The following is a 14,497-nucleotide window of genomic DNA, read 5'->3' on the forward strand; positions in this document are numbered from 1 at the left end:
GTATGCTGGATTATTATCAACGCTTACAACCAGAGATTCAATGAACCGCCGTATACGAGACCCGTACGTACGGTGGTGTGAGAGCCCCAGCCCATCATGTTCTATTGATGGGTCGGGCTACTCGATTGTGCTTTCGTTTTTTATTATTGTGCGTTGATAAAATCTCTCATCATTGTAATCGATTCATTCAATTGTGTGTCGTTGAACCTTGTATTGTTTGTGTTTTCAGGATGATGAATTTGATGACGAATGTATTCAGTTAAGATTTTTTGCTCTTCTCTTGTTGTACCATTCTGTTCCCTAATATAACTCATAGTTTGTTTCCCACTTTTGTAAGCGGTAAACTGACCTTCACTTTCAATAAATCCATAGAGCTCATTATGGTACTCTTCTGTTGTTTCATCAAAAGCGATAAAGTTCACTTCATTCAAAGATGGATAAGGTAATTGATTTGGTAGAATAGGTCTAATCTCCTTTCTTTCTTCTCCATTCATAACCAATCTTAAATGTTCAAATTTTAGCTCTTTTACAATTACGGGACTATGTGTAGTTAGCAGAACTTGAGTGTTTTCTGATTCTGAAAGGGCTTTCAATGCTCTAACTAGAATTTTTTGATGCACAGTATGCTGCGAAGTTTCTGGTTCTTCGATTGCATAAATTATGCTGGGAATATTTTGAGCCGTTCTTCTTCTTTCAGCTTCAGCTCTGAAGAAATTCAAAAGAATTAGTCGTTTAACACCGCTTCCTCTTTTATTTATTGGAATTCCTTCATCCCCTGAGATAGATACTTTTTTAAAAACATCAGCCCATTTTAAACTTTCGGAAGGAGGAATCACAGGGTTTAAGCTATCAGCAATCTCAGGATTCATTTCTCTTAATTTTTCTAAGGTTAATCCTGCAACTTCTCTTAGTTTGGTTTCAACAGTTGATGCAATTGTAGCAAGTGAAGCTTGAATTCCAGAATCATTCATTATTTGAGTTACAGCTGTAGATAATGGATCTTGAACTTCACTGTCACCATCACTATTTTTACGGTCTGATTGAAATATAGAATATAACGGTAAATATTTCTCTAATTTATCCCAAATTGATTTAGTATCTCCTTTAGTAACATCAATTTCTGTTGTAGTTAAATCTAAATTCTGAATGAAATGATTCCATATAGCTGATCGCATTACTGCATTAAGCGATCTATTCTCACATTCAATAGATGCATCATTTATTATGTTTTGTAATTCTCTTTGCTTCTTTAGTAAAAGTTCATTGCAATTCTCATTACTTGGGTGATTTGCCACAATAAATACTTTTTCTGCACCGCCATTGTTATACCTCTTTATTATTTCAAGCTCATTAGTTGAATTCAATAAGTACTCCGCTTCTAGTGTAGTTTCATTAGAAGTATCTATGACAATAGAAGCTGGAAATTCTTCAAAAACCACTGCAATTTCAGTAACTGAATTACCTGCATTAAGCTGCAGTTTATTTACATCATCTTTGTCCAATTTAGCAACAGCATCTTTTTTGTTGAAGAAAATATCTAGTGCTTCTATAAGTGTTGATTTCCCAATATCATTTTTCCCTACAATAGCGGTTAAGTCACCTATCAAAACATCAGTTTCTTGGCTATATCCTCTAAAATTTTTTATTCTTATTCTTTTTAACTTCATATAAGTTTTGGGTTGTGTTCATGCTTTGGTTATCACTTTCAATTTATTTACCAAATAAATCTATACTCTGAATCAATTAATTCGATTTCAAATTCTCGACTGAATGTGTATACATTATCAGAATTAATTCCGATTAAAATCATACCTACTGTTAAAAACCCAGATACTATTATAAGAATAATTGTAAGTGTTTTATGTAATTTTATTGGTTTGATATATTTGTTCGTGATGAAGATAAGCACAAACCAAAAAGTCAAATAAGTGAGTATATCAATTAAAAATCCTGAAACAAAAATTTGCAAAGAAAGTGAAGAGTGCCAGCCTGGGCACATATAAGGCACAGGAAAACCAGTTAGTGTTTCATTTGAGCCGTCAAAGATTTCGACATTCCATAGCTTTGTGAAAATTACGAACGAAATAATCGTAAGGGGTATTATTAATTTCCAGATTAGCTGTTTCATAAATTTATTTGAGTAATCGCCATGAAGCACAACATTAGCGTAGATCTACTTTTGGCTTGAAGTGCGTCTATATCGCTTATGTATTCACTTGTAAATGCTTGTTGTCGGATAAATGTAACCGTTCAATAAGTGAAATTGGAGAAATTAATTGGTACTGCCAAAAGCATTTATTTTTCGGTAAAGTGGGTCTTCAGTATGTATCTTAATATCCGTTTTGGTCAATATCAATTAAGGTAATAGAGCATCATGGATACCCAACTCATCTAATCCAATACTTTCAAAAGTCATTTGTGCTTGACTGCCTTCATACAAAATACCAATAGTAGCATTATTAATCGATGTTAAGCTAGAATACCCTCCACTAAGCCCCAGTTCATCCAAAAGCAACCAATGCTTTTCAGGCCATGTTTTACCGTCGTCAAAACTTACCTTAACGGTCATGCGTTCACGTTTATATTTAGAATTTGGGTTAGAAAACAGTAAGATACTTTTTTTGTCGCCACTTATGCTGGTGTAGGTATGTTTGTAGATAGAAGCCATACAAACGGGTTCGATTAAAGCATTATGATGTGTTTCATGCTTTTCCCAATGCTCGCCTAAATCCTTTGTGGTAAAAATAGCACGCCCGTTGCTATCTGATTTATCCTGTCCATTACGATTATCACGCATGTTTTGCATAATACTTCCATCGCTTAACTGTACCACCGCATTTTCGGTCGTATTGCTGTATGATGGCTTGCCTGAGTGCCAGGTTTCTCCACCGTCTTTGCTATAAATAATGTTTGAGAAAGGTTGCTGATTTTTGTCTTTCCCTTGTGTTGGGAATACTAAGGTGCCATCATCCAGTGTGATTCCGTTACCTGGGGCAGGAGCTGCTAAGTGCCAGTCATCGCTTTTTACCTGTTTCGTGATATTTATTGGGGCTCCCCATGTTTTTCCGTCATCAATAGATTTAGTGATCAAGAATTGTGAAGTTTTATCAATATCAAATCCAGGAAGAGAACCATAGTTTCTCCATTGATGATTCCAGTCAGTGGCGTCTGCTGTAAGGCCTGTCACCGGTTGGCCTGTTTTACTATCAATGACACCATGCATCCAACATCCTGAAATGTAAATGGTCTTGCTGTTTTTATCTACCAATATAGAAGCATCACTAACACCATTGAATTTTTGTGGAAGCTTACCATATTCTCCCATATCTAAGGCTATACGCATAGGCTCCCAAGTATTTCCACCATCTCTACTTCGACTAAGGCCGATGTCAATATTTCCCTGCAAATCACGACCGCTGTCTCTCCTAACATCATATAAGGCAAGTAGCGAGTTTTCATTAGTGCTAGCTAAGCCGGGAATGCGAAATCTTACAACATTATCATCTCCACCTTTTCTTAAGGCTACACCTATTCGCTGCTTTAGGCGTTTCGAATCAATGGAAGGGCTTAATACTTTTGATTCTAAAAATTCAACCTTTTTTATTCCTGCAGATACGAAATGGTCGAGCGGGCTATTATTCAATAGTTTTACAGCGACAATAAAATAGTGGCTTTTAACTTGCTGTGGGATTGAAAAAGCAAATATGGCCTGTTCCTTGGTCAAAACTTTCTGTGCTAGTAAATTTCCTTTGTCAGCCTGCCAAGTGCTATCTTGACCCATATCAAAGAGAAAGACAGCGTCTATATTTTTAATGTTCGTAGTTCCTTCAAATTCTACCACTAACTTTTTTGCCTTAAGTTCTTTTGTAGCATTTATTTTAAACTGCAACACTGGTGTAAATGAGTTGAACTTCAATACCGGTATCTGTACCCTATTTTGGTTTATTGAAATTTCCTGGCCCCATGTGAGGAGGGTCTGCGTTGAAAGTATTACAAGTGTTAGTAATAACTTTATTGGAGTCATGTATGTGTCTTTTATAGGGTTTAAATTTTATGAGCTTTTCGTTGAAAGTTTTTCAGTATGCCTTGAATGACGAATTTAGTTCTTTAGCGGAACAATCCAAAGTATGAAAAACTAGGCGTTCCTTACCGTAAGTGGAGTGCCGTTGGTTTTGAAGAACTAATCATTGAATGGTGTCTGCAAAAAGCTAAGGCTGCAACATGACAAGCATGATGAGCGAACTACTTCCAGATCGATTGTTTACTACTTGTCTCTATGGCCGATTGATACGCTACTTTTTCTTCAAATACAAAACAGAAGCACCTGTAAACGGAGCGACTATTGCTTTATAACTACCACCTTGAAGTGTTTCTGTTCCTTTAATGGTTCTATGGAGTACCGGAAAAAACCATTCAACATCAAATGCTACATTGGCATTTCTCAAATCTAGCGTTCCGGTGCCTTCGGGCAAATAAACGACATACTCTTCACCTGGATTGGCAAGACAAAATCGTGTGGAAATGAGTTGGTCTTGTGGTGTCATATTGGCTAAATCTATACGGTTTGCCAATGCCAGAATGTGTCCCATGTTTTTACGCAAAGGTTCATAATCAGGATGGTCGGCGTCGTTTTTTGTTACACCACCGATGTAATAGATATCAGCACTTTTTTGTCTATCGTAGTTTCCTGCCAAGGGCACCCATGAATCCATAAAAATTGGATTATGACCACGAACAAAGGCTTTCCATGCCCACATATATGTACCCCAGTGGCCTCCCAAATGATCTGTATCGAGAATAATTACTTTTTCACCGGTATTGGCTGGGGGATCATTTTTATAATCTTGAATGAAATTGGTACCCTTGTACATCCAAGAAATGGGCTCAGGAGTGGGTGATATCCAATCTGCTGGACTTTCCCATAGATCATCGTTAAACATTGGCGGGCTCACCACCACAGAAGGTGTCATGCCTACAGGGTGCTGTTTGGGCATGGTTTTTTCAATTTCCTTCACCAAGTTTATCATGTGGTATTGCCACTTTTTAGTACCGCCCTCGTTTATGATTTCGTAAAGTACATTATCAAGATCGTTTACTGTTTCAATCACTTTTTTTACGTATGCCTCCTGATGTCCAAGCACATCCCCATTATTCATCGAATGTAAAGTGCCCATTTTTTCATCATCAAAGCCATTGTTTTTTACTGATTTTCCCAGCCCATTTATGTTGTTGAGAGGATTGAGCGGATGATATTCCCAAGGATCACTCCCGGGTGTTTCTAAGCGGTTTTGGCTCCAACCCTGAAAAAGCATAACGGAAACATAAATTCCCATATCTCCAGCTTCTTTTATTCGCTTACGAAGACGTGAGAAATAGGCTTCATTCCATTGTGAAACATCATAAAATTCTTTGCCATTTTTAATTACTGTTTTGTAGGGCAGGGGCGAGAAGACAACTTCATCGTTAGTCCAAGAAGCATTTTTAGCATGTTCCCAGGTCCATTGTCTTATGAAATTATGATTGTGCTCTTTAAGCATTTTTAGGTAGGCCTCATAATCGAAAAGTGCTTCATCGGGTGTTCTGCTTTCCTGGAAATTTGCCCAAGTATGCGATCCGGTTAATAATATTGCTTTGCCTGTATTATTGGTAAAGTAGCGGCCATTTTCTGGGTGTACCCGTAATGGACCCTGTGCGGATAGATGAAATATTGCAAAAAATAGGAGTACTGCTGGAATAATTCTTTTCATGTATGAGCGACTTGTTTTATTAGTGTTTTGCATCTAACACGTGTTTCCCTTTGTTAAATTTTATCGACTCAGAATGTTAAGAATTCAAATTTTCTGAATGCCTTATAATCGTTACAAAATGGTCGAATATGTTTTCTGTAGTTTCGATGTTGTTCAATTTGTGTACAGGTGTTTCTTTAGTTTGCTTCAAACGCTCCCACTATATCTGGCGTGCCGACATTAGGCGACATGGCTACAGTGTGTGTGTGCCTGACATGGCTCGTTTATCAAATATAAACAAATAATTATCCTGCAGATGAAAGTTCTGTATCACAAATGCATAAGAAACAGCTTGAGATACTGTATGGGAGGCCGGGTCTAGATAAAAGCCCGACGGTAAGCTGCAAAGTTGATTGAGCTTGAGATAATCCAAATTCAAGCACATCGATGGAGCGGTTTGCCACTTTTTAATCCAAGAATGGAAGGCTGTACAAACCTTGCCCGGCAAATAAAGTCCTTCTAATAGCTATCGGAATTAAAGACTACCATCACACTTGAAAGTTCACGAAAAAGGGTATGAAAGTATGTTAGATTCTTATCAACGCATGTAACCAGAGATTCAATGGATCCAATAAAACCAGGCACGCCTAGTCCCGTATTTAGGCCACAATGGAATTGCCACAATGGAATTGCCACAATGGAATTGTGGTGTGTCCGGGCTGGCGTATCAGAGGCATACTCCATTAGTTTTACAACTGGTGGAGCCGTGCTCGTCTGTAAGTTGGCTTTCTTCTTTATCTAACAGTTTCCATTAATTTCTTGCATCAATTAATTGCATAATTAAATCGGATAGATTTGAATCCATAAAATCTGCTTGTAAATAAAAAGGATGGTAGATTACTTCATTTCGTTTTACATAAGCAGTGGTCAGTCCAGCTTTCTTTGCTCCAAATAAGTCCCAATCATGGGTTGCAACCATTATAATATCTTCAGTTCTTAATCCTTCTTGTTTAGCCGCTGACTGGTAAACATCCTTAAAGGGTTTGTACTTTTTCACATCGTCGACAGAGTAATAGGAATCAAAAAGGTCAATTATCCCTGCATTAGTAAGTTGTTCTTTTATCATTGATAAAGACGAATTAGAAACAGCAATTACACGAATATCTTTTTCTCTCAATAGTTTTAGAGCAGGACGTACATCGTCATATGCAGGCAACTTTCTAAATTCACCAAGTATCTCAGTTTTTACTTTCTCAGATAAAGGTTTATTATTCTCAAAAAACAGATTTTCTAAAGCAACTTCTGCTAATTCTCCGAAATTTCTGTATTCGCCCATAATCCCCATTATACTGGAACTGTATAATAATTTTGTGAACCAATATTTCAATACATACTTGTCTTCAAAGTGCTTATCAAACTGCTTCTTAAGCAAGCTTAGGTTCAATAAGGTTTCGTTCATATCGAAGAAAACTGCTTTTATCATATCATTCTTTTCAATTTTGTAATCTGTTTTATTGAGCTCTGCGACTCTTCAAGCTTGATATTAATGGCACTTGTAAGCTTGGTGTGGGATTCAAAGTACACAAACGGTTAAAATAATATTTCGTTCTTATTTATCACTATGCCTTTACAACTTAAGTGTGCCTTGAATGGCTAATTTAGTTCTTTAACGAAACAATCCCAAGGGTGAAAGACTAGACTTCGCCATCCTTAAGCGGGTGAGTCATTACCCTAAGCAAAGTAAACCGCAAGGGTGGGGTAGGGTGACCATCTGAAATAATAAGACCGCCCATGCATATAAAGTCCGACTTAACAAAATGGTAGATAACAAGAATTATGGCTCAAAAAATACACGAAAAAAAATGGCTGAGCGAGGTATGCCTATGGCTTAAATTTTATTTAGAAATCAGGTTAAATAATACTTAAAAACCAACTTACTAGAAACTGAAATAAGCAAATTACCCTCTCAAAAGACCTATAATTAAAATTCCAAACAAGATATCCACATAGCACCTTGATGGCCAAAAGCGGGGGCTAGAGCTCAATCTCGATGGCTATCGGGACTCAAATGAAGGGTTGCTGAGCTTATCGAAGCCTTATTCCATTGCATTCGAGTCTAATTTTTGTGTTTTCTATTTGTTCAATTCCTTTTTTTTTGTCTCAGATACTTCACCAGATTCTGCATAGCATTTCCAATCTTTGACAAATCCTTTCAGAAGTTTAGCGAAGTTTTTCTTTATCATTCCTCCCATTAACAAACCGCCAATTCCAATTGCATCAGCCGTAATATTTGTATGCACTTTGGAGGTGTTATTATCCACAACTTCAACGTAAAGAGCATTTTGTAGATTCTTTATGAAACCTGGAATTTTGTCACTTTTAGCTGACCATGTTATTTCTCTCTTTGCATGATCGTAATTTAAAATGCTTTCTTCGGCAATGCCCATTTTACCTAAGTCGCAAAACCGTCCGCCAGCAGGTGCTCCTTCGAAAGTGGCTTTTTCGTACTCATTATTCCATGACCTTTTAATGCCTCGTCCCCAATCCCCAATGTGTAAAAAATTCGGACCGATAATTTCCCATGCTTTATCTGCTGGGGTATTAATTTCTATTGATTCTTTTATATCTATTTTCATCCTACTGTATTTTGATTTTACGCGGATGTGGAATTCCATTTTCTACATAATGCTTCAAATCTTCCGCTATTTCTAAAGCAGACTTCCCTAAACCTTTCTTTATCAGAGGTGTCATCAGAAATCCTAAAAGCCCTTTCGGCTCCATCTTAAATGCTATTACTGCAGTCGTTTTGTTGGCATCTTCTCTTCTTAAAGACCATGTAGCACTTGCTCGTTTTGCAATACTGGGTGCACCTTTGGTAATATGATAAGCCAAAGTGTGGGTGGCTGCATCAAAAGAATCTAATTCTTGTATGGTTTCTCCACGGTCTGTTATCGTAATTCTTGCCGAATATTCTAATCCTGAGAATTTTGAATTTCCGCCTGGTTTTGATTTTTTAAAATTAGTTGACCATAAATCCACTTGGGCAAATTGGTTTCCCATAATCTCCCAAACTTCACCTATATTTTTATTAATTTCTAGTTCCTTTTGTACGCTTATTTCTTTCATTGTCTTAAAGTTTTACATAAAAATTTAGAGTTCTAACGCCATTTCAATACTTAGATACAAAGTGAATCAATGTGTTACAAAACCTTCGAAATTTTTAGTTGAAAAACTTATGTAAGTCTCTATCATTGACAATTTCATTAATCACGGTTTCGGAATTGAAATTTTCTTTGGTAGGATGTTTTTGAAAAAAATCAATGTATTTTCTATCAACGATATCAGCAACTTCGTCTGCAACTTTTTCTGCATAAGTGCCGATTGTAGCAGTATATTTTGGGTCAAATAATTTTTCTTCTGTTTTCATTTTCCCAGCGGCTTCCATGGCTTTAGCTTTTTTTGAACATCGACAGGGGTTGTCTTGATTAACCAAACCACATTGTTGATTCATAAAAGCATGGAACTCTTTACGAGTTCGAGAGAGTTTAACCCTGTAGTTTTCTTTACTTATTTCGAAAATTTCAGCACCGATATTGTGGTCTATGTTAAATACATCGCCCAATAGATAAATTAATCGTTGTTCACGCGTAAGACACATCAACATTCCAGACATACATCGTGTACGAGCTGTTCTTGTGCGTAATTCCTGTTCGATTTCCTCTTCTGGCAATAAATCAGGACTAGGAATCGAGTTTAATTCATTAGAAAATGCATCAAAACTTTCCCATCTATCTTCCATGGGCCTTCTCTTGGTCTGTAAGAATTGATTGACAACGATTCTATACAACCACGTTTTAAAGGAACTATTACCTTCGAAAGTAGATAGTTTTGTAATCACTTTTATCAGCACTTCCTGTGTTAGGTCTTTCGCTTCTTCAGGGTCGTTGGTATATTTCCAAGCCACGTTATAAATAAATGGCTGGTGTTTTTGTATGAGTTTATTTAGAGCATTTTTATCTCCTAACAAAGATTTCTCTATCCATGTAATTTCAAGATTTACTTTATTATTATCTGATAATGGGTTTTTCATTTAACTGGTTTACATATGAGATACACAATTGGTTAATATGTTACAAAAACAATTTTTGAACGAATTAACGTTGCAGCTAAGCGACGTTTTAAGGCAGTTTAGGTTTTATATATGCCTTGATTGTCTAATTTAGTTCTTTAGTGGAATAATACAAAGCGTGAAAGAGTGGGCGTCTCCGTCCCTAAAAGCAAGGAGTCCTTATCTTAAGCAACTGACTAACCAATATGAAGTAATCGGGACGCCTACCGGCCAAGTCGTCGTCGGTACGGACGACAATTCCATTGCGGAGAGCAACTATTGACGAAGAATATTCAGGTCTTAGCATATGCCAAGTCTGGAAAAAAACCGAGGTAGGGCTACTCGACTATGCTTTCGTACCTATTTATAATTCACATATAATCTTTTCTATACCATCAGTTTTTGTTTTTAATTCTCCATCAATAAAAACCATTAAGCCTTTTCCCTTTTTGTATTTTTCGCCTGTTTTATCCCAAATAATAGTTATTTCTTTCCTATGATATAAAACACGATCTAAGCAAAACCAATCCCAATGGTCAGGAATTAGAGGATTTACCTCTATAACATTATCAATTCTTGGTTTTAGCCCAAGTAAATCTGAAATTACCAAATCGCAAAATCCAGAATGATTATAATCTTTACCCCTTTCTTCTCCTCCTTTCTTTTCTGACCAGGTCCCATTTTCCCATGTCTTAAGTCTGGTTCTTGAAATCCAATCTCCTGTAAATGGATTGATGTTTTCATCTATCCATTTTTGTTTTTCACCCTGTTCGTTTATGATGGAATGGCTTTTCGCATATTGAAGCAAGAGTTCAAAATAATCATCTTTTGAGATACTCCCTTTATTTGAGTAATTATTTAAGAGGTTCGACAAGCCTTTAAGCGTTTGTGTGGTAGAAAAAGGCCATGATGGACCATTCCATTGACATTGATGCCCAGTATAGTTTATTGAAAAGTAAGGATGTGAGCGTTCGCAAACCGTCAATCCAAATGGGGCATAAAATCCTGTTGTGTCCATTAGTTTATTCCAGGCATTTGAATAAGTAGCATTGTCGTCTGGTAGATTAAAATACCAAGGTATAAATCCAATGGCTTCTCTTACATTTATAGGTTTGGTCACTTCTGAATAATTCCTAGGAAGCACCGTAAAGAATCCGAGTTCTTCATTCCATAAACGGAGCTGTACTTCTTGTTTTATAGCTTGGGCCTTTTCTTCATACTTTGCACTAATCAAAGCTTTATCTGCTAGATCTGCAATAGTCGCTATGGCCTTGGCATCACCATACATATAACTATTAATACTCGGGCGTATAGCCGCCATCTTTTGAGCAGGAACGCCATCATTCAAAATACGTCCGCTTGCGGTTACCTCCATGCCGTCCCTATCATCTATTTGCCAAAACAGGATATTCGTTGAATCTCGTCTTATTTGCTCCCACTGCTCATAGTTCGCTATCAATAATTCTAATTGATCAAGTCGCTTCGATTCATCTTGATGTACTTTATGAAATGCAAGAACCGCATCAGCAGCCCAAAAACTATAACTACGTATTCCATCTCCTGACTTGTTTAACCAGAAGTTTATATAGTCACTGGTATATGTTGAATTCCTAAGCCACCTGCCTTCATATATCTGATGGCCAGCAGGACAGCTTACAGTATTGTGCTTTCCTGCCCAAGTGACGTCTGGCAAAAATTCTGTTATCACAAAACCATCTGTAGTACTTTTTATATGTTTCCTAAAAGTCCACCAGCGGAAGTAATACGTCTCTTCAATGTCTTTATCAGGAACTTCAATTATAGGGATATTTTCAGATAGAAATCTAAAGGCCGAATCATTAGAAATATGCTGAATATAAAGTTCATTATCATTCTGATTAAAGCTTTCTATGTAAGAATGAAAACTGCTACTATCCAATCTGAAAGCAGCCTTTTTACTGTTTTTACATCCAAATGCAAATAGAAGGATTATACAAGCAATGATTATTTTTTTAATTTTCATATCTCTTATTTATGGCATAAAGCTTGGCGTCTTGAATACACGTCCGTTTTAATGGTGTATATTTTTGCTAGATAAAATTTTATAATCTTTTAAAAAAAAATATTATTTCAACGCGTTACGAACCACCGTATAGAATTCTGAAACTTGATCTTCATTTTCTAACCATGGGAAATGGCCACATTTTTCAATAAAAGTAACTTGAGATTGGGGTATTAATTCTTTTATTTCATAAACAGTAGATTCCCCGATTGGATCTTGTCTGCCCTGAATTATATGAACTATTCCAGTGTATTTTTTCAAATGACTAACCCTGTCTTTTTGAGTTGCAACAAAGTTAGAAAAAGTAAAACCCATTACTCCTGGTTGACCTAATATAGCATCAAAATCCCAAGCCTCCTTTAATGCCAAGGCTCTATCTCTATCAAAAAAATATCCTGGAAAAATAGCTCTGAGATCTGATTTTCCTAAACTATCTAATACCATTGCTTCCCTGGTATCTTCTTCGTGAAGTCTCATGTTAATATTGTCTGAAAAATAAGAAAAGAAACTGTTTGTTGGACCTCCAGGATTTAGTAGAATTAGGTTTTCTACACGTTTAGGATTTCTAACTACATACTCCATTGCGAGCATTCCACCCCATGAATGGCCAAGTATGGTAATATGTTCCAGTTTTAAGTGCTTACGCAATGCTTCTAAATCGCCAACATAATTTTCCATATTCAATGAAACGGCATCCACTTTCGGTAGAATGGATTTTCCTGTCCCACGCTGATCTAAAACAATACATCGGTAATCGGTTGATAAATTTCCCCAAATCGCTTCTAAATAGTCGGCATTCAATCCTGGGCCTCCCGCAAGAAAAATTAAAGGTTCGCCACGCCCAAATTCCCTAACACGTAGTTTAGTTTGGTCGGCACCTATTATAAAATACTCAGATTGACTATAAGTATTGATTGACAATAAAATCGAAAGTAGTAGAAAAATGTTTTTCATAGTTTTCATTTAATTCTGTCTAATGACTGCGATATGATGAGTGGGGTTAGAAAGTACTCACCTTTCCAGTCGCTCATAGCCTCGCCTTATTTTAAATTCATTAATTGTGGTGGACATTCCAAGTACCAACAAAGTTTCCTGATCATTAAAATACCATTCATTCATAACTGCTGTTAGCCCGAGTTTCATTTAATTTTTTACCTTATTTTCCAGCAATGGATTTGGTCCAAACTCTTGATAGGTCGCAATATTTTTGGGCAATATACCCAATACATTTATCGGAGTCCCCCCGCGATTTACGAATGCTTGAGGAGCACCTGCCGGAATTTATACAATGTATGGCCCCACTGCCGTAAATTGTTTTTTTTATTATTAATATACTCAACAGTCCCATTATAAACCACATGCAGTTCATCAATGTCATGAGTATGCAATGGTGGACAGCCATTTGGCAATATCATCGCCATGAATATTGAAAGCGATTCAAAACCATAATCTTTGCCTTCTGATATGTAACCTAATTCACCAGGGTGATCGTAATATTTTTGTAAATGTTTAGGCTGAATAATATAATCCGATGTGTCAAATTATACTTTAGGCTGATTCCAAAAGTTGGAATCAGGAATTTCACTGAATCCAAAAAGACTTAAAATTAGTATTCAATCATTCTTGTTTCTCGGCACATCCAAGCACGAAAATAAAAGTCAGAAAGGTTAAAGTTCTACGCATATTTTTACATTAAAAATTGTGGCTAAACATACACAACTAATCTAATGGATTAATGTTACTTTTTTGAAATTGCTATGGTTCATCTGTATTAAAAAATCCGTGTTACTATTTTCTATGAATGCTCGAGTCTAGCTATAAATTGAGACTACACTGAAACGAAAACAATAAGCTTCATTATCGATCGAAAAATGCTTAATCAAATTTCATGTTCTGAATCCTTACGGCATTTAGAATGGCGAGTAGAGCTACCCCTACATCGGCAAAAACGGCCTCCCACATGGTGGCTAATCCGCCCGCACCCAGTATTAATACAATAAGCTTCACCGTAAACGCAAGAGTGATATTCTGCCAAATGATTTTCTTGGTCTTTTTACCAATATTTATTGCCATTGGTATTTTGGATGGTTTATCGTCTTGGATAACTACATCGGCGGTTTCTATGGTGGCTTGGCTTCCGAGGCCACCCATGGCTATGCCCACATGACTTAAAGCCACCACTGGAGCGTCGTTTAGGCCGTCTCCCACAAATGCCACTGTTTCATTTTGGGCTATAATCTCTTTAATTTTAGCCACTTTATGTTCAGGGAGTAAATCTCCAAAGTAATGAGATATCCCTAACTTGTCTGCCACAAATTTCACCACAGTCGCTTTATCTCCACTCAGCATTGTTGTTTTTATGCCATGTTTATTGAGTTGGTTTATAGCGTATTGTGCATCTTCCTTTATTTGGTCGGCAATGGTGATATACCCAACAAATTGCTTGTTATAAGCTATCGCTATCACGGTATAAACGATGGTACTCACGTCTATATCATATTGGACATTAAACTTGTCTAAAAGTTTGAAGTTTCCTACCAGCAGTTCTTTCTCTTCCACGATAGCTTTTAGTCCATAACCCGGAATTTCTTCTACGTTTTTCAGTATAATGGCATGGTCTAC

The 14,497-nt window shown here is 36.7% G+C and carries 11 protein-coding genes; all 11 read right to left on the reverse strand.

Annotated features, from left to right (window positions below; all coding sequences use genetic code 11):
* Nucleotides 1–143: 143 nt before the first annotated feature.
* A complete protein-coding gene (locus tag ACTBZY_RS24225) occupies nucleotides 144–1,667 on the reverse strand; it encodes an ATP-binding protein (RefSeq protein ID WP_463048987.1) in 1,524 nt (507 codons plus the stop codon).
* Nucleotides 1,668–1,714: 47 nt separating this feature from the next.
* Nucleotides 1,715–2,128 (reverse strand): hypothetical protein, encoded by a 414-nt coding sequence (locus ACTBZY_RS24230; protein ID WP_463048988.1) that lies wholly within the window; start codon nucleotides 2,126–2,128, stop codon nucleotides 1,715–1,717.
* A gap of 228 nt (nucleotides 2,129–2,356) precedes the next feature.
* A complete protein-coding gene (locus ACTBZY_RS24235; protein WP_463048989.1) occupies nucleotides 2,357–4,024 on the reverse strand; it encodes an exo-alpha-sialidase in 1,668 nt (555 codons plus the stop codon).
* Between the two features lie 268 nt (nucleotides 4,025–4,292).
* On the reverse strand, nucleotides 4,293–5,747 hold the full coding sequence (locus ACTBZY_RS24240; RefSeq protein ID WP_463048990.1) for an apiosidase-like domain-containing protein: 1,455 nt from the start codon (nucleotides 5,745–5,747) through the stop codon (nucleotides 4,293–4,295).
* Between the two features lie 790 nt (nucleotides 5,748–6,537).
* Entirely contained in the window at nucleotides 6,538–7,209 is a 672-nt protein-coding gene (locus ACTBZY_RS24245; protein ID WP_463048991.1) for a haloacid dehalogenase type II, read from the reverse strand.
* 649 nt (nucleotides 7,210–7,858) lie between these two features.
* A complete protein-coding gene (locus ACTBZY_RS24250; RefSeq protein WP_463048992.1) occupies nucleotides 7,859–8,362 on the reverse strand; it encodes an SRPBCC family protein in 504 nt (167 codons plus the stop codon).
* A 1-nt stretch (nucleotide 8,363) separates the two neighbouring features.
* The gene (locus tag ACTBZY_RS24255) at nucleotides 8,364–8,852 is read right to left on the reverse strand and encodes an SRPBCC family protein (protein ID WP_463048993.1); all 489 of its coding nucleotides are present in this window, start codon (nucleotides 8,850–8,852) and stop codon (nucleotides 8,364–8,366) included.
* A gap of 94 nt (nucleotides 8,853–8,946) precedes the next feature.
* A complete protein-coding gene (locus tag ACTBZY_RS24260; protein WP_463048994.1) occupies nucleotides 8,947–9,816 on the reverse strand; it encodes an RNA polymerase sigma factor in 870 nt (289 codons plus the stop codon).
* Nucleotides 9,817–10,198: 382 nt separating this feature from the next.
* A complete protein-coding gene (locus tag ACTBZY_RS24265) occupies nucleotides 10,199–11,836 on the reverse strand; it encodes an MGH1-like glycoside hydrolase domain-containing protein (RefSeq protein ID WP_463048995.1) in 1,638 nt (545 codons plus the stop codon).
* Nucleotides 11,837–11,938: 102 nt separating this feature from the next.
* Nucleotides 11,939–12,829 (reverse strand): alpha/beta fold hydrolase, encoded by an 891-nt coding sequence (locus ACTBZY_RS24270; protein ID WP_463048996.1) that lies wholly within the window; start codon nucleotides 12,827–12,829, stop codon nucleotides 11,939–11,941.
* Nucleotides 12,830–13,750: 921 nt separating this feature from the next.
* A partial coding sequence (locus ACTBZY_RS24275) for an HAD-IC family P-type ATPase (RefSeq protein ID WP_463048997.1) occupies nucleotides 13,751–14,497 on the reverse strand: 747 nt, incomplete at its 5' end.

Source organism: Arcticibacterium sp. (genome assembly GCF_055134445.1).